The organism is Streptomyces sp. Y1 (assembly GCF_041053115.1).
Classification (GTDB): Bacteria; Actinomycetota; Actinomycetes; order Streptomycetales; family Streptomycetaceae; genus Kitasatospora; species Kitasatospora rubellomurina.
In genome coordinates this window covers 4,285,109-4,305,031 of record NZ_CP163445.1, presented here as the reverse complement: position 1 = coordinate 4,305,031, position 19,923 = coordinate 4,285,109, and the positions used below count along the sequence as shown (strand labels likewise).

The following is a 19,923-nucleotide window of genomic DNA, read 5'->3' as shown; positions in this document are numbered from 1 at the left end:
AAGGCCAAGGCCGTGTACGACGACGACCCCGACTTCGACGATTACGACGACTACGACTCCGATGAGTACGGCACCGACAGCCCCGGCGACTGGCAGCCCGGCGATTGCGACCACTGCACCGGCGGCGAGCCCGTCGAGACCCCGCTCGGGCCCATCTACTGCGCCTGCCAGATCGGCCAGGGTGCCGCCCCCGAACACTGCGCATGCGGCCCCGACGACGACTGACCGGCCTGTGCCGACCGCCGTGCCGACCGCCCCTCGTCCCTCGGCGCGGTGCGGTCGGTGCGGGGGACGGACAGCCCGCTCCCGCCGATCGCCCCGGAGGACCACATGTCCGAGGTCACCTTGAAGCGCACCGGCCCCGAAACGTACGAGGTCACGTACGACGGAGCCAGCTACCTCCTGATCAAGCGCCCCGGTCGGGCCGATGACAAGGGCCGTCTCGGCCGGATGGCTTGGCGCCTCTACCCTTGGTCCACCCGGGGCGAGCTGGAGCCCGCCCTCGCCTACCTCGGCAGCCGCCTCGACCACGCCAAGCGCCTCACCCCGCTCGTCCTGGAGGGATGGCGCTTCCACTCCCGCACCGCCTCCGCGTCCGGCGGGGAGATCTGGCGCCACGCAGACGGCACCACCCGCCCCCTCGCCGACCTGCTCGCCGGCACCCACCGCACCGGCTCCACCGGGAACTGACCCACGTGGGCGCCCTGCTCGACTGGCGCAACGCCCACCACTACGACCGCACCGGCGACCGTCCGTGTCGCTGGTGCGGTCGCTCCACCCCGCTCAGGGACGACGAGCGCAGGCCCGTGCACAAGGTCTGCGCCGAGCAGCACACCACCCAGATCGCACCGGAGCTGGCCTCGCACGCAGGCGCCACGCCCCGACTCCTCTTTTTCCCGCCAACATCCGCGTCTCTCAAGGAGATTGTGAACGTGAGCGACTGGCACCAGGCCCTCAATGCCGCGCAGTTCGCCGCCCGCCGTGGCCTGTTCGTCTTCCCCCTGGCCCGCAGCAAGCGCCCCGCGATCCCCAGCCCCCACGCCGACCTCGCCTCCCGGAACTGCCGGGGGGAGTGCGGCCGGCTCGGGCACGGCGTCCACGACGCCGCCAACGACCCCGAATGGACCCGCGATCTGTTCAAGGCTGCTCCCTGGGCCACCGCCTACGGCATCGCCTGTGGCCGGGCCCCTCACCACCTGGTCGGCATCGACCTGGACGTCAAGCACGGCATCGACGGCCCCGGCAACTTCAAGGCCCTGGCCGCCGAGCACGGATTCGACATCCCGCCGACCGCCACCGTGCTCACCCCCTCCGGCGGGCTGCACCTGTGGTTCACTGCCCCGGCCCAGGCGCAGATCCTCAACTCCCAGAGCATGCTGGCCGCCGGGATCGACGTGCGCGGAAGCGCGGGCTACCTCGTCGGCCCCTACTCCCGCACCCAGGCCGGCCTTTACGCCTTCGCGCCCGGCGCCGACCCGAACGTCATCGCCGAGCTGCCCTCGGGCCTGCTCGCCCTGCTCACCGCCAAGGCCGCCGTCGCCCCGGCCCCGCAGCCGGAGGCTCTGCGCGAGCGCGTTCACCACCAGAGCGCCTACGTCCGGGCCGTTCTGGACGGCGAGGACGCAAAGGTCCGCGCCCAGACCCGGCCAGGCCGCAAGAACCGGCTGTGGGCCAGCGCCGCCGCGATCGGCCGTCTCGTCGGCGACGGAACCGTCACGGAGTCGTTGGCCTTCGAGGTGCTGCTGAACGCGGGCCTGGCCACCGGCCTGGACCAGCGCACCTGCGAGCGCACCATCCGCAGCGGCTTCGCCAAAGCCACCACCGCGCGGGCTGCCTGACCTGCGGCCCCGTACCGATGCGGGGGCGGAAAAGCGCTTCTCCGCCCCCGTATCGCCCGGCCTCCACCCCTTCGCCCGCGCCGCACGGGCCCCGCCTGAACCCCCAAGACACGAAGGAGAGCACGTGAGCAGTCCCCGTGTGAGCCCCAACGAGCCGTACGACAACGTCAGTCCGCTGTTCCCCGAAGGCTGGGAGAAGACCGAGCCGCCCTCCGAGCCGGTCGACGTGTGGGACAGCCCGATCCCCCTCGGTCAGGCCCACAACCTCCCGCCCTTCCCTACCAAGGCCCTCCCCGGCTGGCTCGGCGCCATGGTCGACGCCGTCGCCGAGGAGACCCAGACCCCCGCCGACCTCGCCGGCGGCATGGGCCTGGCCGCCCTGTCCACCGCCTGTGGCGGACGCGCCGTCATCGCCGTACGGGGGCGCTGGCGCGAGCCCGTGAACCTCTACATCGTCATCGCCCTGCCCCCGGGCAACCGCAAGTCCGCCGTGGTCGCCGAGATGACCCGCCCCATGCTGGCCGTCGAGAAGACCCTGATCGAGACCAACGCCAAGGTGCGCGCGGAGGCGGAAACCACGGCCAAACTCGCCAAGACCGCCGCCGAGAAGGCCGCCGCCAAAGCCGCGGGCGCCAGCGGCGACGAGCGCGCCAAGCTCACCGCCGAGGCCATCGACCTCGCCCAGGCGGCGGAGAACGTGCAGATCCCGGCCCGCCCGCAGCTCATCGCCGACGACGTCACCCCCGAGGGCCTGGCCAGCCTGCTCGCCGAGCAGGGCGGGCGCATGGCCGTCATCTCCGCCGAGGGCGGCATCTTCGACATCATCGCCGGCCGCTACTCCGGCACCCCCAACCTCGAAGTCTTCCTCAAGGGCCACGCCGCGGACCTGCTGCGCGTCAACCGCCAGGGTCGGGACCCGCAGTTCCTCGAAGCCCCCGCGCTGACCATGGGCCTGGCCGTGCAGCCGTCCGTGTTCCGCGACATCGCCAAGTCCAAGGGCTTTAGCGACCGCGGCCTGCTCGCCCGCTTCCTGTACGCCCTGCCCAAGTCCATGGTCGGCTACCGCAAGATCAAGCCCGACCTGATCCCCGACAAGGTCGCCGACACCTACACGGAGAACCTGAAAGACCTGGTCACCGCCATGGCCGAGTGGACAGACCCGGCCGTCCTCACCCTCAGCCCCGACGCCAACGACGTCCTGCTCGCCCACCAGGACCGCACCGAGAAAGCCCAGCGCCCCGGCGCCGCCCTCTCCGGCATGGACCTCGACAAGTGGGCGCCCAAGCTGGACGGCACTGTCTGCCGCATCGCCGGCCTGCTCCACCTCGCCACCCACGCCGCCGCCGGCATCACCACCCCGATCTCCGGCGAGACCATGACCAACGCCGCCACCATCGGCGCCTACTACACCGCCCACGCCCTCGCCGTCTTCGACGCCATGGGCAGCGACGCCGCCCTCGCCAAGGCCCGCACCGCCCTCACCTGGCTCGTCGCCAACCCCCGCGAGTCCATCAGCCGCCGCGAGCTGTTCAACGCCCTGCCCCGCGCCGACTTCCCCACCGTCGCCGACCTCGACCCCGCCCTCACCCTGCTCGAAGACCACGGCTGGATCCGCCAGATCGAACCGCCCAAGCGCACCAGCCGCGGCGGACGACCCCCGTCCCCCCGCTACCAGACCCACCCCACCGCCCGACAGCTCACCACCTGACCCCGCCCACCCCCGCCGCAGAACCCGCAGAACCTGCAAAACCTCCCAACACCCCACCTGACCAGCCAAAACGCTGACCCGTGCCAATCCCGCAAAACCTCCGGAAACCCCAGCAAAACCCCGCCCGCCCCGGACCGCCCCGACCTGCCGCCGAGGTTTCGCGGAGTTTCCGGAGGTTTTGCGGAAACCAAGATCAGCCACAAACCCGCAGCTCAGAGCCCCTATCGGGAGGTTTTGCAGGTTCTGCGGGTTCTGCGGCGCCACCCCGCCTCCGCCCCACCGCCCAGGGAGCACGCGTGACCACCATCCCGCCCCTCGTCCTGGAAGTCCCCGAAGTCATGACGGCCCTGCGGATGAGCCGCAGCAAGGTCTACGACCTCATCCGCTCGAAGAAGCTCGACAGCTTCACGGAAGGCCGTCTTCGTCGCATCCCCGTCACCGCCCTGCACGACTACCTGCTCAACAAGAAGGAGGAGAACTCCTGATGGCGAAGCGCAACCCCAACGGCGCTGGCACCGTAACCAAGCGCAAGGACGGGCGGTACCAGGCCGCCGTCTACGTCCCGCAGCCGGACGGCACCCGGGCCCGCAAGTTCGTCTACGGCAAGACCTGGACGGAGTGCGACGAGAAGCGCCAGGAGCTGGTCCGGCGCGACCGGGAGAACATCCCGACGCCCACCCGATCGGCCAAGCTCGCCGAGTGGCTGCCGTACTGGCTGGAGCACTTCATCAAGCCCGAGCGCAAGCGGACAACGTACGACAAGTACGAGATGCACATCCGGCTCCACCTCGTCCCGGCGCTCGGCTCGAAGAGCCTGGAGAAGCTCGGCACCGCCGACGTCCGCCGGCTCATCAACGCCGTGACCAAGAAGGTGTCGGCCGCGACCGCCAAGGAGTCGCACCTGGTGCTCCGCACCGCCCTCTCCGCCGCCGTGCGGGAGGAGCTGATCACCCGCAACGTCGCCAAGCTCGTTCAAGCCCCCCGAGTGGAGTACCGAGTGACCAAGCCCTGGAGTCTCGACGACACGCTGATCTTCCTGGAGGGGGCCCGGCGGGACCCGCTGTACGCCGCGTTCGTCCTCGCGGTGGCGCTCGGCCTGCGTCGGGGGGAAATCCTCGGGCTGCACTGGTCCGACATCGACCTGGAGAACCGCACGCTGACCGTGCGACGCCAACTCCAGCGCAGGGACGGAGAGTTGTACGAGGACAGCCCGAAGTCGCGTCGCCAGCGGGTCATCCCGCTGCCGATGATGTGCATCGCTCCCCTTCGCTGGCAGCGACTCCGCCAGGCCGAGCAGCGCCGCCAGCGGCTGGAGGCCGGGAAGGACTGGCCGGAGTCCGGCTCCGTCTTCACCACGGCCACCGGCCTGCCGATCGAGCCGCGGAACCTCACCCGCTCGTTCACCCGGGTCTCCAAGGCCGAGGCCCTGCCGCTGATCCGGCTGCACGACACCCGGCACGGCTGCGCGACGCTCCTGTCCGCGGCCGGCGTGGCACCCCGGGACTTGATGGCCATCCTCGGACACAGCCAGATCGCGATCACGATGGAGGTCTACACGCACGTGGTGCAGGAGAAGCAGCGGGAGGCGATGAGGCACATGGACCGCCTGCTGAAGCGGCGCCGCAAGACCGACTGATGTCATCCAGAGATGTCAGAACGCCCCGGGCCGATCATGGCCCGGGGCGTTCTGCGTTCTGCGACCCTCCGACCTGGGCCGGAAGCTGAGCCCCCTGTCGGGTTCGAACCGACGACCCCCGCTTTACAAGAGCGGTGCTCTGGCCAGCTGAGCTAAGGAGGCACGGTGGCCGTCCGCGATGGATCACGGCGGCACCGGGGGCAGTCTACCGGGCCGGGGTGTCGGGGTGGGGGGATATCCGGTGGTTGGCGGGGTGGGTGGGGGCGGGGCGGGTGTGATGGAACCGATGCGGAATCGGGGCGGGCGGGGGGCTGACAAGCGGCGGGGGCGCGGGTAGCGTCGCGGGGAGTTGGTTCGTGTAGTGGTTCAGACCACTGGCGGGCCGGCGGCGAAAGACGACACCCCTTTACTCGGATCGTCCGGCACGTTCCTGCCGGTGAAGGAGAGAACGACCCATGGCTTCTGTCACGTACGACAAGGCGACCCGCGTCTACCCCGGGGCGGACAAGCCCTCGGTGGACTCGCTGGACCTGGACATCGCGGACGGTGAGTTCCTCGTCCTGGTCGGCCCGTCCGGCTGCGGCAAGTCGACCAGCCTGCGGATGCTGGCCGGTCTGGAGGACGTCAACAGCGGCGCGATCCGCATCGGCGACCGGGACGTCACCCACCTGCCGCCGAAGGACCGGGACATCGCGATGGTGTTCCAGAACTACGCGCTGTACCCGCACATGACCGTCGCCGAGAACATGGGCTTCGCGCTCAAGATCGCCGGCGTGAACAAGGCGGACATCCGCACCAAGGTCGAGGAGGCTGCGAAGATCCTCAACCTGACCGAGTACCTGGACCGCAAGCCGAAGGCGCTGTCCGGCGGTCAGCGCCAGCGCGTCGCGATGGGCCGCGCGATCGTCCGCGAGCCGCAGGTCTTCCTGATGGACGAGCCGCTGTCGAACCTGGACGCCAAGCTCCGCGTCTCGACCCGTACCCAGATCGCCGGCCTGCAGCGCCGCCTGGGCATCACCACGGTGTACGTCACCCACGACCAGACCGAGGCGCTCACCATGGGCGACCGGGTCGCGGTGCTCAAGGACGGTCTGCTGCAGCAGGTCGACACCCCGCGCAACATGTACGACAAGCCCGCCAACGTGTTCGTGGCCGGCTTCATCGGCTCGCCGGCGATGAACCTGGTCGAGGTGCCGCTGGTGGACGGCGGCGTGAAGTTCGGCGGCTCGGTGGTCAACATCTCGCGCGAGAACCTGGCCGGCGCCGGCTCGGACAAGACGGTGATCGTCGGTGTCCGCCCGGAGCACTTCCAGATCGTGCCGGCCGGCGGCATCGAGGGCGTCGCGGTGACCGTGAACGTGGTCGAGGAGCTCGGCTCGGACGGCTTCGTGTACGGCACCACGCAGCTCGGCGGCGAGGACAAGGAGCTGGTCGTCCGCGTGCCGGGCCGCCAGATCCCGGCCCGTGGCGAGACCGTCCACGTCGTGCCGATCGCGCAGGAGACCCACGTCTTCGCCACCAGCACCGGCGAGCGCCTGAGCGTCTGCGACTGACCCGACGGTGGTTCCGACGGAGCCCGCCCGACCCTCCCCGGTCGGGCGGGCTCCGTCCGTACACCCCCGTGTCAACACGGTGCAGGGACGAAACCGGACACCGTGTCACTCGTTGGTGTAACGGAGGGCGAACCGGCTCCTACCCACCGCTACGCTCCTGAGCGTGAAGCAGCTTGTGCGCCGAATCGGCCAGACCGTCGCCCTGACCCTGCCGGTCGTCCTGGTGACCACCGGCACCCTCGCCGTGACCCGGGTCCCGTGGGCCCCGCCGACCGGGCTCGATCAGCAGGTCGTGGCGGCGTCCAGCGGCGACGGCGCCGGGATCGGCCGTTCCGCGGGGGCCACCGCCAAGTCCCCGGACGGGCTCGCTCCGCAGGAGTCGCTGCGGGTGGCGCTGCTGGACGAGCTCCGTGCGAAGAACCCGTCCGCCGCGCTGGACCTGCTGGAGCGCTCGATGCGCGAGCAGCCCGCGCTGACGCCGTACTGCACCTCGCTGGCCACGGAGTTGGGCAAGGCGGCGGTGCGCAAGTACCAGGGCGACGTGCAGCGGGCCCGCTCCTTCGCGCGCCCGGTCTGCGACGGCGCGTTCGCGGCCGGCGTCGTCGGCTGAGGCACGGGCCCGGCAGCGCGGCACCACGGCAGCGCGGCAACTCCGCGCCGCCCAGCGCCGGTTGAGGCGCGCACCCGCCCGGCGCGGCTTATCGTTCAGCCATGACCGCTGACTCCGGCCCCACCGCCGCTCCCGCGCCCCCGCCGCACCCGCAGGCCGCGCCGCCGCACCCGACCCGGCCGACCACGACGCCCGTCACCCAGGCCGTGATCCTGGCCGGCGGCCAGGGCTCCCGGCTGCGGCCCTACACGGACGACCGCCCGAAGCCGCTGGTCGAGATCCCGGGGACGGGCACGCCGATCCTGGGCCACCAGCTGGCCTGGCTGGCCTCCGAGGGCGTCACCGACGCCGTGGTCTCCTGCGGGCACCTCGCCGACGTGCTGGAGGAGTGGCTCGACAAGGCGGACCTCCCGCTGCGGGTGCGCACGGTGATCGAGGCCGAGCCGCTCGGGCGCGGCGGCGGGCTGAAGTACGCGGCGAAGGCGCTGCCCCGCCCGGACGAGCCCTGGTACGCCACCAACGGCGACATCTGGACCCGCTTCAGCCTGCGCGACATGGCCGCCTTCCACCACGAGCGGGACGCCGTCGCGACGCTCGCGCTGGCCCGGCCGCGGATCCCGTGGGGCGCCGTGGAGACCGACCAGTTCGGCAACGTGCTGGACTTCATCGAGGCGCCGCCCTCGCCGTTCCTGATCAACGCGGGCCTGTACGTGTTCAGCCCGGAGTTCGCCGAGCTGCTGCCGGACGTCGGCGACCACGAGCGCACCACCTTCCCGCAACTCGCCCGCAGCAAGCGGCTGGCGGGCTACCAGCTGCCGCAGGGCGTGTACTGGCGCGCGATCGACACCGCCAAGGACCTCACCGAGGCGGCCAAGGAGCTCGCCTCCGGCGCCGGCCGGGCCCCGCAGTGAGCCGCGAGCACTGACCCGCGAACAGCGGGCACTGACCCACGAACAGCGAACAGCGATCGGCCGGGTGCTCCCCCACGGAGCACCCGGCCGATCGCCGTCACGGGAGGGTCAGGTCGCGGTCGGCGCCCCCGGGTGGGAGGACCGGTCGCCGCCCGCCAGCTCGGCCAGCGGGCCGCTGCCGAGGACCCCGCCGAGCAGCCCCGGCCCGGAGCTCGGGCTCTGCTTGGGCGTCGTCCCCGAGCCGCCGGGGGGCGGGGTGCTGCGCTGCTGGGCGGGCGCGGAACCGGCCGGGGCGCCGGCGGGCGCGGCCGGGGCCGGGGCGGTGCCGGCGCCGCCGTCCGGCTTGCCGGAGTGCTTGCCGCTCGGCGTGGCACCGGTGGGCTTGGCGGACGGCGCGGTGGACGGCGCCGTCGCGCTGGGCGCCGGGGTGGTCGGGCGCGGGGCGGCGGGCGAGGGCGAGGTGGACGGGCCCTGGCCGGGGGCGCCGGAGGGGCCGCCGGCCGGCCACACCGGGGTGCCGAAGTCGGTGGCGGGCCGGGCCGGCGCCTGGTGCGGCCGGGCACCGGTGCGGACGGCCGCGCCGAGCATCGAGCCGAGCAGCAGGGTCAGGCCGACGACCACCGTGGTGACCACCGCGCCGCGGCGCAGCACCCGGCGGCGCAGGGCGCCCGGCGCGTCCGCGCCGTACCGCCGCCAGGCCTCCAGGTTGAGCCGCCCGTCCAGGGAGGCGAACGGCGCGCCGGCGATGAGCAGCGGGCTCCAGGCCGCCAGGAAGATCAGGTCGGGCGTGTCGTAGACGGGCACGGCCCGCCAGCTGACGGTGAACAGCAGCGCGGCGGAGAGCAGCATCGCCGCCCCGGCCGCGAGCCGCTGCCAGAGGCCGAGGATGGTGAGCACGCCGACCACGATCTCGGTGAACGACACCACCAGGCCGGCGCCCACCGGGTGCGCCATGGCGAAGGCCAGCAGCGGTTCGGCGACCTTCCACGGGTGCAGCGAGGAGAGCCAGCGCATCATCGAGCCGCGCTCGCCGCCGTCGAAGTACACCGGGTCGCAGAGCTTGCTGAAGCCGGCGTAGACGGAGAGCGAGCCGAGGACGGCGCGCAGCGGCAGCAGCACCAGGCCGAGGTCGACCCGGCGGCCGGGGTACCAGGGCTGCTTGCCCTCGGCGTCGGCGGCGGAGACCTCGGGCAGTTCGCCGCTGGGGGTCCAGCCGTGCGGTTCGCCGATCGGGCCGACGCCGGCGTCGGTGGCGGTGCCGGCGCCCGCGCGGGGCTGGCGCGGGACGGTCCGGGCACCCGCCAGGGAGGGGAGCACCTGGGTGTCCGCCTCGTCCTGGGTGCCGGGGCCGCTGAGCCGGACGGCGTCCAGCAGCTGGGTGGCCGCGAGGTCCCCGGGGGGCGCCTGACCGGTCCAGGTGACGGCGGTGACCCGGCCCTTGCGGCGCGGTGCGCCGCCGACCCCGGCCCCACCAGCCCCACCGACCCCGGCCCCACCGACCCCCGACCCGCCGACCCCGGCCCCGGCGAGCGCCGGGACGGCGGAGGCGGGGACGACGACCTGCGGGGTGACCAGCGGACGGCGGATCAGGCCCTGGTTCGCGTACGGGTCGCCGAAGGCGGCGCCGGTGGAGAGCAGGCCGGCCGGGGCGTCGATGATCGGCGCCACGGGGGCGCCGAGCCGGAGCCGGAAGCTCGCCTGGGTGCTGCTGAGGCGCGCGGGGTCCGAGTCCACCTTGACGGTGTTGAGGCCGGGGCCCGCGCCCGCGTCTATCCCGGTGCTGCCACCGCCGAGCAGGGGGCGCCGAGGTGTTCTGGTGTCCACGCCCGTCTAACCGGGTGACGGCCGCTTAGGACACTCTCCCGGGTGGATGTGCGGCGCACACTTGAAGTGATCATGAAAAAAGTGATCGGACCCGGTCGGGCCCGATCACTTCTCACCCGAAATACGGGCAATTCAGCAGACCGGCTGCGGGCGAGCACCTACCTGTGCTCGCCCTTCGACGGCCTCAACGCTTGGCGCGCAGCCGCGCGGCCTCGTACAGCACGATGCCCGCCGCGACACCGGCGTTCAGCGACTCGGTCAGGCCGGACATCGGGATCTTCACCCGCATGTCGCAGGTCTCCGACACCAGCCGGGACAGGCCCTTGCCCTCGCTGCCCGCGACGATCACGACCGGGCCGGTCAGCAGCTCCAGGTCGCCCAGCTCGGCCTCGCCGTCCGCCGCCAGGCCGACCACCATGAGGCCGGCCTTCTGGTAGGCCTCCAGGGTGCGGGTCATGTTCGTGGCCCGGGCGACGGGCAGCCGGGCCGCGGCGCCGGAGGAGGTCTTCCAGGCGCCCGCGGTCATCCCGGCCGCGCGGCGCTCGGGGATGACCACGCCGTGCGCGCCGAAGGCGGCGGCGGAGCGGACCACGGCGCCCAGGTTGCGCGAGTCGGTGACGCCGTCCAGGGCGATGATCAGCGGGTCCTGGCCCGCGTCGGCGGCCTCGGCCAGCAGGTCCTCGGGGTGCGCGTACTCGTACGGCGGCACCTGCAGCACCAGGCCCTGGTGGTTCATCCCGCCGGTCATCTGGTCCAGCTGGGCGCGGGGCGCCTCCATCAGCGGGATGCCGCGGTCGTTGGCGGCCTGGAAGGCGTCGCGGACCCGGTCGTCGGTGTCGATGAACTGCTGGACGTACAGCGCGTTGGCCGGCACGTCGCCCTGCAGCGCCTCGACCACCGAGTTGCGGCCGAAGACCAGCTCGGCGCTGCCCGCGCCGCCGCGGCCGCCCCGGCCGCCGGCCCCGGCCCGGCGCATGCCGGCCCGCGACTTGGCGTCGCGCTCGCGCTTGAGCGCGGCGTTGGCGGCGCGCTGCTTGGGGTGGCCCTTGCGCTCCTCACCGGGCGGGGTCGGGCCCTTGCCCTGGAGCGCCTTCCGGCTGTGCCCGCCGGTACCGACAGACGCACCCTTCTTGGATCCGGGGTTGCGGCGGTTCCTGCGTGCACTGTTGCCGGCCATGGCTGTACTTCCTGTCTGTTCGGCATGCCCGGCCGCCCCCGCTCTCTCTGGCGGCGGCCGACGGCATGCGCTACGTCATGCGGGAGGGCCGCACCGGTCCGGTACGGCCCACCCATCACCCCGATCGTCAGATGGGGTTACTGGTTGTTGATCGTCCAGCGCGGGCCGGACGGGGTGTCCTCGATCACCAGCCCGGCCAGGCCGAGCTGGTCGCGGATGGCGTCCGCGGTGGCGAAGTCCTTGCGCTCGCGCGCCGCCTGCCGCTGGTCCAGGACCAGGCGGACGAGCGAGTCGACCACGCCGTGGAGGTCCTCGCCGCGCTCCGTCCCGGCCCAGTGCGGGTCGAGCGGGTCGAGTCCCAGTACACCGAGCATCGCACGGACCTCGGCCAGACGCGCCACCACGCTCTCCTTGTCGTCCGCGTTCAGGGCGCTGTTGCCCTGGCGGACGGCGGTGTGCACGACGGCCAGCGCCTGCGGGACGCCGAAGTCGTCGTCCATCGCCTCGGCGAAGGCCGGCGGCACCTCGGGCGCCGCGTCGACCGTGCCGCAGCGCTCGACGGCGCGCTGGATGAAGCCCTCGATCCGGCCGAAGCCGGCCTCGGCCTCGCGCAGCGACTCCTCGCTGTACTCGATCATCGAGCGGTAGTGCGGGGAGCCCAGGTAGTAGCGGAGCACGATCGGGCGCCAGCGCCGGACCATCTCGGAGACCAGCACCGAGTTGCCCAGCGACTTGCTCATCTTCTCGCCGGCCATGGTGACCCAGGCGTTGTGCGCCCAGAAGTTGGCGAAGCCGTCGCCGTAGGCCTTGGACTGGGCGATCTCGTTCTCGTGGTGCGGGAAGATCAGGTCCAGCCCGCCGCCGTGGATGTCGAAGGCGCTGCCCAGGTACTTGTGGGCCATCGCCGAGCACTCCAGGTGCCAGCCCGGGCGGCCGCGGCCCCACGGGGTCTCCCAGCTCGGCTCGCCCGGCTTGGCGGTCTTCCACATCGCGAAGTCGCGGTGGTCGCGCTTGCCGGTCTCGCCCTCGCCGCTCGGCTGGCGCAGGTCGTCCAGCTTCTGGTTGGAGAGCGCGAGGTAGTCGGGGTAGGACTTCACGTCGAAGTAGACGTTGCCGTCCGCCTCGTAGGCGTGGCCCTTCTCGATCAGCCCACGCATCATCTCGATCATCTCGGGGACGTGCCCGGTGGCGCGCGGCTCGACGGTCGGCGGCAGGCAGCCCAGCGCGTCGTAACCGTCGTTGAAGGCGCGCTCGTTCGCGTAGCCGACCTGCCACCACGGCGTGCCGAGCTCGCGCTCCTTGGCGATGATCTTGTCGTCGATGTCGGTGACGTTCCGGACGAAGGTCACCTGGTAGCCGCGGTAGGCGAACCACCGCTGCATGATGTCGAAGTTGAGCCCGGACCGGATGTGCCCGATGTGAGGCGCCGACTGAACGGTAGCGCCGCACAGGTAGATCGAGACACAACCCGGTACAAGCGGGACGAAGTCGCGTACCTGGCGGGTGCTGGTGTCGTACAGACGAATGCTCACAGCGTCAAGCGTAGTGGGCGGCGGGGGGTGCCCCGCCACTTTCCCCGGGGACGGCAGGCCGCGCCCCCGGGGAATCGGCGCATCGGCGCGGGCCCTCAGATGCCGCCGACCACCTTGCTCGGGGTGAGCCGGACCACCACCCGGACGTCGTCCGGGCCGTCCCACGTGTAGGTGTCCACGCCGCGGTACTTGGCGGCCAGCTCGTCGATCAGCTCGCGGCCGCCCTCCCTGGTCAGCGTCACCGTGCCGCGCGCCTCCAGGTACTCGTACGGGCTGTCCGCCGGGTTGACCAGCAGCGTGATCCGCGGGTCCTTCACCATGTTGAGGTGCTTGCGGCGGCCCTCGACGGTCGAGAACAGGATGTCCTCGCCGTCCCGCTTCACCCAGACCACCGAGGACTGCGGACTGCCGTCCGGCTGGATCGTGGAGACCACGGCAAAGCTCTTGCCGTCGATCAACGCCTTGGCACGGTCGGAGAGTTGGGCGCTCATGGGAACCTCTTCTCGTCGGCGGCGATACGGCCCGGGCTGAGCTCCGCGCGGGCCCGGGCCGAACACTACCGACCCGGGGTCCGTCACCTCAGGTGAACACTCGTGTGCCGCGGGTTTGTTCCCGCGGGACGGGCACCGGCACCGGCGGTTCCCCCGCCGGCTCCCGCTGCGGCGGCCGTCAACGCCGTTCGTACACCAGGGCGGTGGCGATCGCGGCCAGCCCCTCGGCCCGACCGGTCAGCCCCAGGCCGTCGGTGGTGGTGCCGGAGACCGACACCGGCGCCCCGGCCGCCGCGGACAGCGCGGCCTGCGCCTCGGCCCGCCGCTTGCCGATCTTCGGCCGGACGCCGATCACCTGGACCGAGACGTTGCCGATCTCGAAGCCGGCCGCGCGGACCAGCCGGGCCGCCTCGGCGAGCAGCGTCACCCCGGAGGCGCCGGCCCACTCGGGCCGGTCGGTGCCGAAGTGGGCGCCCAGGTCGCCGATCCCGGCGGCCGAGAACAGCGCGTCGCAGGCGGCGTGCGCGGCGACGTCGGCGTCCGAGTGCCCGGCGAGCCCGAACTCGGCGTCCGGCCAGTCCAGTCCGGCCACCCGGAGCGGGCGGCCGGCCTCGAAGGCGTGCACGTCGGTGCCGATGCCCACGCGGGGAACGATCGGATCAGTAGGCATCGGCGGCCCTCCGGCGGGCGAGTACGGCCTCGGCGAGCACGAGGTCCAGCGGGCGGGTGACCTTGAACGCCTCCTCGTGGCCGGGCACCACGACGACCTGGCCGCCGTAGCGCTCCACCAGGCCGGCGTCGTCCGTGACGGGCGGCGCGTCGGCGGCGCCGGCGGCCTCCTCGGCCAGCGCCTTGGCGTGCACCTCGACCAGGGCGGCCCGGTCGAAGCCCTGCGGGGTCTGCACCGCGCGCAGGGTGGCGCGTTCGGGCGTGTCGAGCACCGGCTCGGGGCGGCCCGGGTTCGGCTCGACCCGCTTCACGGTGTCGGCCAGCGGCACCGCCGGCACCACCGCGACGGCCCCGGCCCGGACGGCGGCCGCGACGGCGTCCACCACCTCGACCGGGACGAGCGGGCGGGCCGCGTCGTGCACCAGGACGATCTCGACGTCCTCGGGGATCGCGGCCAGGCCCAGCCGGACGGACTCCTGGCGGGTCGCGCCGCCGGCCACCACCCGGATGTCCTTGCCGTCCAGCCCGTGGCTGTCCAGCAGGGCGACCACCTCGGCCACCCCGTCCGCGGGCGCGGCCACCACGACCAGGCCGACCGCCCGGCTGCGCGCCAGCGCCCGGAGGGCGTGCACCAGGAGCGGCACGCCGCCGAGCTCCCGGAGGGCCTTCGGGGCGCCGGGCCCCAGCCGCTCACCGCGTCCCGCGGCCGGCACCACTGCTGCTGCGACTGCTGCTGAGGCGTTCAGGTTTCACTCCTTCGGCGAAGTGGGTATGGCCTTGGCGTGCCCGGCGGGCGCCGGACCCCTTCCGAAGAGCCACGGTCCAACCGCCCGCCGCACAGCTCCGCAGAAACGGTCCTGCGGGCCAGCACCGGCCCGGGCGGGAGGCGTCGTCCGGACACGCCTCAGCGCCCGAAGTGCCACTGCACCACTCCCGGACGGTTCGTCCGAGGAGCGGCGCGCCGGCACCGGGCGCTGTGAGCGGTGTGGGCGACAGCCCGACTGCACTGCGGCTACGCGCGCACTACGAGGCGAGCACCTCGTCGAGCAGCGTCTCCGCCTTGTCCTCGTTGGTGTTCTCCGCCAGCGCGAGCTCGCTGACGAGGATCTGGCGCGCCTTCGCGAGCATGCGCTTCTCGCCGGCCGAGAGGCCGCGCTCGCGCTCGCGGCGCCACAGGTCGCGCACGACCTCGGCGACCTTGATGACGTCGCCCGAGGCGAGCTTCTCCAGGTTCGCCTTGTAGCGACGGGACCAGTTGGTCGGCTCTTCGGTGTACGGTGCGCGAAGCACCTCGAAGACCCGGTCCAGACCCTCCTGGCCGACCACATCGCGCACGCCGACGAACTCCGCGTTCTCGGCGGGCACGCGGAGCGTCAGGTCTCCCTGCTGCACCTTGAGCACCAGGTAGGTCTTGTCCACACCTTTGATCTGGCGAATTTCGATGGCCTCGATCAGCGCGGCCCCGTGATGGGGGTAGACCACCGTGTCGCCAACCTTGAACGTCATGTGACAGGACCCCTTCCGTGGCTTTCCAGAATAACACGCCCCGGGCCCGGCCCGAAGGGCGTTTTCGCAGGTCAGGGCGGGTCTCGGGGCTTGACAAGGACCCCCATGACGTGCTGCGACCGGTGTTCGAGAACGGCTTCCCGCAGGTCGGAGGCGGTTCCGGTGCTCGACGAAACCTTGCGCAACACCCCCGGAACCATGATTGGATCTTGAGTTTTCGTCGCCGTTCGGGTCGCATCCGCACCGTTATTCGATCTGCATCGAAGCGTGTCCTGCCCGTGATGCGGACCGACGCCGGAGCGGCCCGCCCGGGATGCGGCCGGACGGCCCCCTGCGGACCCCGGGAGTGCGACACGGGGACCTCCCCGTGAAGAGCGCATAAGTGAGGTCGATAATCTGAGACCTGACCTGTCGACACGTGACCTTTAGGAGAAGCCGCCGCCGTGAGCCGCAGCCTTCGACGCGGCAGCATCGCCGCCATCGCCGCCATCGCCATCGCCTCCCTGTCGTCCTGCGCCGCCGGCAACACGCCGGACACGCTGCAGATCAAGCCGGACAACGCGGCTGCGACGATCGGCACGAGCCTCCGACTGAACAACATCGTGATCGTCACCCCGGTGAAGTCCGCGGGTGACTACACCGGCCCCGCCAACGTGGTCGTGAACATCTCGAACACGGGCAGCAACACGGTCCAGCTGAAGTCCGTCACCGTCGGCAACGGTGGCACCGCGGCCTTCACCGACGCCGCGGGCGCCCCGCTGGCCTCCGTCCCCGTCCCCGCGGGCGGCGCGGTGGCGATCGGCGGCCAGGGCAACCCGGCCGCCACCTTCGCCTCGGCCTCCGTCAAGATCGGCGGCTTCGCCAAGACCACCTTCACGCTGCAGGAGGTCGACAAGGACAACAACGCGGTCGGCGCCCCGCAGACCGTCACCGCCGACGCCGGCGTGAGCTCGGACTCGGACGTCAAGAACAAGGACATCTACAACGGCTACGGCCCGACCGTCGCCCCGTCCACCACGGCCCCCGCCAAGGCCGCCTCGCCGTCCGCGAGCGCCCCGGCCACCCCGGGCGCCGGCGCCACCACCCCGGCCGCGCCGGGCACCACCGCCACCCCGGGCACCGGTGCCACCACCGTCGCGGGCACCCCGGTCGGCACCACGCCGACCGCGCACTGACGCCGACCCCGGCGGGCCCGCTCCGGGCCCGCCGGGGTCAACGGGGAAGGCCCCCGCCGACTGTCGGCGGGGGCCTTTCGCAGATGACCGGGTACCGGCCGTACGGGCTGTACGGGCTGTACGGGCTGTACGGGCTGTACGGGCCGTAGGGCCGTTTACGGCTCGAACTTGTAGCCGAGGCCGCGGACCGTGACCAGGTAGCGCGGCGCGCCCGGGTCCGGCTCGATCTTGGCCCGCAGGCGCTTCACGTGGACGTCAAGGGTCTTGGTGTCGCCGACGTAGTCCGCGCCCCAGACCCGGTCGATCAGCTGCATCCGGGTGAGCACCCGGCCCGCGTTGCGCAGCAGCATCTCCAGCAGGTCGAACTCCTTGAGCGGCAGGTCGACCTTGGCGCCGTCCACCGTCACCACGTGGCGGTCGACGTCCATCCGGACCGGGCCCGCCTCCAGGGCGCCCGGGCCGCCGCCGTTGTCGCCGGCCCCGCCGTCCTCGCCGCGGCGGCGCAGCACCGCGCGGATGCGGGCGACCAGCTCGCGGGTCGAGTAGGGCTTGGTGACGTAGTCGTCCGCACCTATCTCCAGCCCGACGACCTTGTCGATCTCGCTGTCCTTCGCGGTCACCATGATCACCGGCACGTTGGAGCGCACCCGGAGCTGGCGGCAGACCTCGGTGCCGGGCAGGCCCGGCAGCATCAGGTCGAGCAGGACGAGGTCGGCACCGTTGCGTTCGAACTGCTCCAGCGCGTCGGGGCCGGTGGCGGCCACGGCCACCTCGAAGCCCTCCTTGCGGAGCATGTACGAGAGGGCGTCGCTGAACGACTCCTCGTCCTCGACCACCAGTACTCGGGTCACGATCAGGCCTCCGGGGCAAGCTGGGTTGTGTCTGACAGGGGCCGCTCCCCGGCGGGGAGCGAACGGGCCGTACCGTGCGAACGGTCCGTGGTGAGGGTTCGGGGGGCCTCGGCCGGCTCGGCCGTCCCGGCCGCGGGGACGGCGAGGTGGTCGGGCTCGTCGGCGAGGTCGTCGAGGTCGTCGAGGTCGTCCAGGTCTTCGACGTCGTCCAGGTCGTCGCCGGCTGCCGGCGCCTGTCCGGCGGGCAGGCGGATGGTGAAGGTGGACCCCTGGCCCTCGACGCTCCACACCGAGACCGTGCCGCCGTGCGAGGCGGCGACGTGCTTGACGATGGACAGGCCGAGGCCGGTGCCGCCGGTCTGCCGGGAGCGGGCCGGGTCGACCCGGTAGAAGCGCTCGAAGACCCGCTCGCGGTCCTTCTCCGAGATGCCGATGCCCTGGTCGGTCACCGAGATCTCGATCAGCTCGCCGTCCGCCTCGCCGAGCGCCGCGGCGCTGGAGATCCGGCGGGTGGCGATGGCCACCCGGGTGCGCGGGGGGCTGTAGTTGACGGCGTTCTCCACCAGGTTGCCGAGCGCGGCGGCCAGCTGGCCGCGGTTGCCGTGCAGGTAGAGGCCGGCGACGCCGCCGGCCGAGATCAGGATCTGCTTGGCGGCGGCCTGCTGGCGGCAGCGGTCGATCGCCTCGGCGATCAGCTCGTCCACCGCGACCGGCTCCGGGTCGACCATCAGCCGGTCGTCTTGGACCCGGGAGAGGTCGATGATCTCCTGCACCAGGCTGGCCAGCCGGGTCGCCTCGATCTGCATCCGGCCGGCGAAGCGCTGCACCGCCTCCGGGTCGTCGGACGCGTCGGCGACCGCCTCGGAGAGCAGCGACAGGGCGCCCACCGGGGTCTTCAGCTCGTGGCTGACGTTGGCCACGAAGTCCCGGCGGACGGCCTCCACCCGGCGGCGGTCGGTCTGGTCCTCGACCAGCACCAGCACCAGCCGCGAGCCCAGCGGGGCGACCCGGACGGAGACCGCGAGCGGCTCGGCCGCGCGGGCCGCGCCGGGGCGGGGCACCTCCAGCTCGACCTGGCGGATCTCGCCGTCCCGGCGGGTGGCGCGGGCCAGCGCGAGCATCTGGTCGACGGCGACCGCGCCGCCGCGCACCAGGCCCATCGCGTACGCGGCCGAGCTGGCCTTGACCACCTCGTCGGCCTCGCCCAGCACGATCGCGCAGGAGCGGAGCACGGAGAGCACCGTGTCGACACCTGGCGGGAGCGGGGGCTCGGCCCCGGTGGCCAGCGGCTGGTGCCGGCCGTAATGCTTGCCGCCGGTGCCGCTGTTCCTGCCCCGGGCTTGTTCGCGCTCGCTCCAGCGGAAGGCGATGGAGGCGGTGAGGCCGACACCGAGCCCGGCTATGGCGCAGGCAGCGGCGGCGGCCACGTTCACGTCCATGTGGCCAGCGTAAGCGCACGGCCAGGGCACTCCCCAGGACCCTGATCAAGGCATCGGCCATGCGTTGCCGAGAATTCACCTTCACGTGGCCGCTGATTCACCGTACCGGCCGTGCTCCTTCGCCCGGGCGGCCGACAGTTGGCCATGCAGCCCGTGTGGGTGAGATCGGTGCGCCGAACCGGGGGCACCGTCTCGGGGGTGCGCGTACCATTCGCGCACACCAGCAGCGGTTGCCCGGACACCGGAACGATGGTCGGACGGGCTGACCGGTCGGCACCGCCACCGACACAGCTACTGAGGAGAGAGCATGCGCGACGCGTACCACGAGGAACTCGATGCGATCGGCGACAGCCTGGTCGAGATGACCCGCCTGGTCGGCTCGGCGCTGGGCCGGGCCACCACCGCACTCCTCGACGCGGACCTGGCTCTGGCGGAGAGCGTGATCGCCGCCGACGAGAAGATCAACGACCTGCACCACGAGCTGGAGAACCGCGCGATCGACCTGCTCGCGCGCCAGCAGCCGGTCGCCACCGACCTGCGCATCGTCGTCACCTCGCTGCGGATGAGCGCCGACCTGGAGCGCTGCGGCGACCTCGCCCGGCACGTCGCCAAGGTCGCCAGAATGCGCTACCCCGAGACGGCGGTGCCCGGTGACCTGCACTCCACCGTCCTGGAGATGGGCCAGCTCGCCCAGCGCCTGGTGGCCAAGGCGGGCCTGGTCATCGCGACCAAGGACGTCGACAAGGCGCTGGAGATGGAGCAGGACGACGACCGGATCGACGCCCTGCACCGCGAGCTGCTGTCGCACCTGATCGACGACCGCTGGCACCACGGCATCGAGACCGCCGTCGACCTCACCCTGGTCGGCCGCTACTACGAGCGCTTCGCGGACCACGCGGTGTCCGTGGCCAAGCGCGTGGTGTACCTGGTGACCGGTGAGCACGTGGCCGAGTTCATCGCCTCGGCGGAGGCCGCGGAGGTCGCACCGGCCGAGTGAACGGCC

General features: G+C 72.5%; 20 protein-coding genes and 1 tRNA gene. 11 read left to right on the top strand and 10 right to left on the bottom strand.

The genetic code is table 11. The annotated features are described in order from the left end of the window. Positions 1-12: 12 nt before the first annotated feature. From AB2U05_RS18430 to xerC, 6 genes are all read left to right on the top strand, one after another. The gene (locus tag AB2U05_RS18430) at positions 13-225 is read left to right on the top strand and encodes a hypothetical protein (protein WP_369183766.1); all 213 of its coding nucleotides are present in this window, start codon (positions 13-15) and stop codon (positions 223-225) included. Positions 226-330: 105 nt separating this feature from the next. Beyond that, the gene (locus tag AB2U05_RS18425) at positions 331-690 is read left to right on the top strand and encodes a hypothetical protein (protein ID WP_369183765.1); all 360 of its coding nucleotides are present in this window, start codon (positions 331-333) and stop codon (positions 688-690) included. Between the two features lie 242 nt (positions 691-932). Further along, positions 933-1,838: a bifunctional DNA primase/polymerase gene (locus AB2U05_RS18420; protein ID WP_369183764.1), complete on the top strand. Its 906-nt coding sequence runs from the start codon at positions 933-935 to the stop codon at positions 1,836-1,838. A 124-nt stretch (positions 1,839-1,962) separates the two neighbouring features. Further along, entirely contained in the window at positions 1,963-3,546 is a 1,584-nt protein-coding gene (locus tag AB2U05_RS18415; protein WP_369183763.1) for a YfjI family protein, read from the top strand. A gap of 296 nt (positions 3,547-3,842) precedes the next feature. Beyond that, the gene (locus AB2U05_RS18410) at positions 3,843-4,031 is read left to right on the top strand and encodes a helix-turn-helix domain-containing protein (protein ID WP_369183762.1); all 189 of its coding nucleotides are present in this window, start codon (positions 3,843-3,845) and stop codon (positions 4,029-4,031) included. Beyond that, on the top strand, positions 4,031-5,182 hold the full coding sequence (gene xerC, locus AB2U05_RS18405) for a tyrosine recombinase XerC (RefSeq protein ID WP_369183761.1): 1,152 nt from the start codon (positions 4,031-4,033) through the stop codon (positions 5,180-5,182). The genes AB2U05_RS18410 and xerC overlap by 1 nt, the downstream gene beginning before the upstream one ends. A gap of 88 nt (positions 5,183-5,270) precedes the next feature. Here the strand turns inward: xerC and AB2U05_RS18400 are convergent. Further along, positions 5,271-5,344 (bottom strand) — tRNA-Thr (locus AB2U05_RS18400). A 293-nt stretch (positions 5,345-5,637) separates the two neighbouring features. Here AB2U05_RS18400 and AB2U05_RS18395 point away from each other — a divergent pair. From AB2U05_RS18395 to AB2U05_RS18385, 3 genes are all read left to right on the top strand, one after another. Then, positions 5,638-6,735 (top strand): ABC transporter ATP-binding protein, encoded by a 1,098-nt coding sequence (locus AB2U05_RS18395; RefSeq protein WP_045697264.1) that lies wholly within the window; start codon positions 5,638-5,640, stop codon positions 6,733-6,735. 163 nt (positions 6,736-6,898) lie between these two features. Then, positions 6,899-7,345: a hypothetical protein gene (locus AB2U05_RS18390; RefSeq protein ID WP_045697262.1), complete on the top strand. Its 447-nt coding sequence runs from the start codon at positions 6,899-6,901 to the stop codon at positions 7,343-7,345. Positions 7,346-7,446: 101 nt separating this feature from the next. After that, positions 7,447-8,256, top strand: a complete 810-nt coding sequence (locus tag AB2U05_RS18385; RefSeq protein WP_078859994.1) for a nucleotidyltransferase family protein — start codon at positions 7,447-7,449, stop codon at positions 8,254-8,256. Between the two features lie 108 nt (positions 8,257-8,364). Here AB2U05_RS18385 and AB2U05_RS18380 read toward each other — a convergent pair whose 3' ends face one another. From AB2U05_RS18380 to AB2U05_RS18350, 7 genes are all read right to left on the bottom strand, one after another. Next, positions 8,365-10,080: a DoxX family membrane protein gene (locus AB2U05_RS18380; protein WP_052707401.1), complete on the bottom strand. Its 1,716-nt coding sequence runs from the start codon at positions 10,078-10,080 to the stop codon at positions 8,365-8,367. A 184-nt stretch (positions 10,081-10,264) separates the two neighbouring features. After that, positions 10,265-11,257, bottom strand: coding sequence for a 23S rRNA (guanosine(2251)-2'-O)-methyltransferase RlmB (gene rlmB, locus AB2U05_RS18375; RefSeq protein WP_045697260.1), 993 nt, complete (start codon positions 11,255-11,257; stop codon positions 10,265-10,267). 137 nt (positions 11,258-11,394) lie between these two features. Next, positions 11,395-12,789, bottom strand: a complete 1,395-nt coding sequence (gene cysS, locus AB2U05_RS18370) for a cysteine--tRNA ligase (RefSeq protein ID WP_045697258.1) — start codon at positions 12,787-12,789, stop codon at positions 11,395-11,397. Positions 12,790-12,884: 95 nt separating this feature from the next. Further along, positions 12,885-13,280 carry a PPOX class F420-dependent oxidoreductase gene (locus tag AB2U05_RS18365; protein ID WP_369183760.1) on the bottom strand — a complete coding sequence of 132 codons (396 nt, stop codon included), beginning with the start codon at positions 13,278-13,280 and terminating at the stop codon, positions 12,885-12,887. A gap of 178 nt (positions 13,281-13,458) precedes the next feature. Further along, positions 13,459-13,950 (bottom strand): 2-C-methyl-D-erythritol 2,4-cyclodiphosphate synthase, encoded by a 492-nt coding sequence (ispF, locus tag AB2U05_RS18360; protein WP_045697253.1) that lies wholly within the window; start codon positions 13,948-13,950, stop codon positions 13,459-13,461. Continuing rightward, entirely contained in the window at positions 13,940-14,665 is a 726-nt protein-coding gene (gene ispD, locus AB2U05_RS18355; protein ID WP_369183759.1) for a 2-C-methyl-D-erythritol 4-phosphate cytidylyltransferase, read from the bottom strand. The genes ispF and ispD overlap by 11 nt, the downstream gene beginning before the upstream one ends. A 307-nt stretch (positions 14,666-14,972) precedes the next feature. After that, positions 14,973-15,455 carry a CarD family transcriptional regulator gene (locus AB2U05_RS18350; protein WP_030244332.1) on the bottom strand — a complete coding sequence of 161 codons (483 nt, stop codon included), beginning with the start codon at positions 15,453-15,455 and terminating at the stop codon, positions 14,973-14,975. A gap of 443 nt (positions 15,456-15,898) precedes the next feature. Between AB2U05_RS18350 and AB2U05_RS18345 the strand changes: the two genes are divergently transcribed. Then, positions 15,899-16,630, top strand: coding sequence for a hypothetical protein (locus AB2U05_RS18345; protein WP_369183758.1), 732 nt, complete (start codon positions 15,899-15,901; stop codon positions 16,628-16,630). 155 nt (positions 16,631-16,785) lie between these two features. Here the strand turns inward: AB2U05_RS18345 and AB2U05_RS18340 are convergent, their stop codons facing one another. Next, the gene (locus tag AB2U05_RS18340) at positions 16,786-17,481 is read right to left on the bottom strand and encodes a response regulator transcription factor (protein WP_031069385.1); all 696 of its coding nucleotides are present in this window, start codon (positions 17,479-17,481) and stop codon (positions 16,786-16,788) included. Between the two features lie 2 nt (positions 17,482-17,483). Beyond that, positions 17,484-18,920, bottom strand: coding sequence for a sensor histidine kinase (locus AB2U05_RS18335; protein ID WP_369183757.1), 1,437 nt, complete (start codon positions 18,918-18,920; stop codon positions 17,484-17,486). A 307-nt stretch (positions 18,921-19,227) separates the two neighbouring features. On the opposite strand from AB2U05_RS18335, the gene phoU reads away from it, so the two are divergent. Further along, on the top strand, positions 19,228-19,917 hold the full coding sequence (phoU, locus tag AB2U05_RS18330; RefSeq protein ID WP_369183756.1) for a phosphate signaling complex protein PhoU: 690 nt from the start codon (positions 19,228-19,230) through the stop codon (positions 19,915-19,917). Positions 19,918-19,923: the final 6 nt, after the last annotated feature.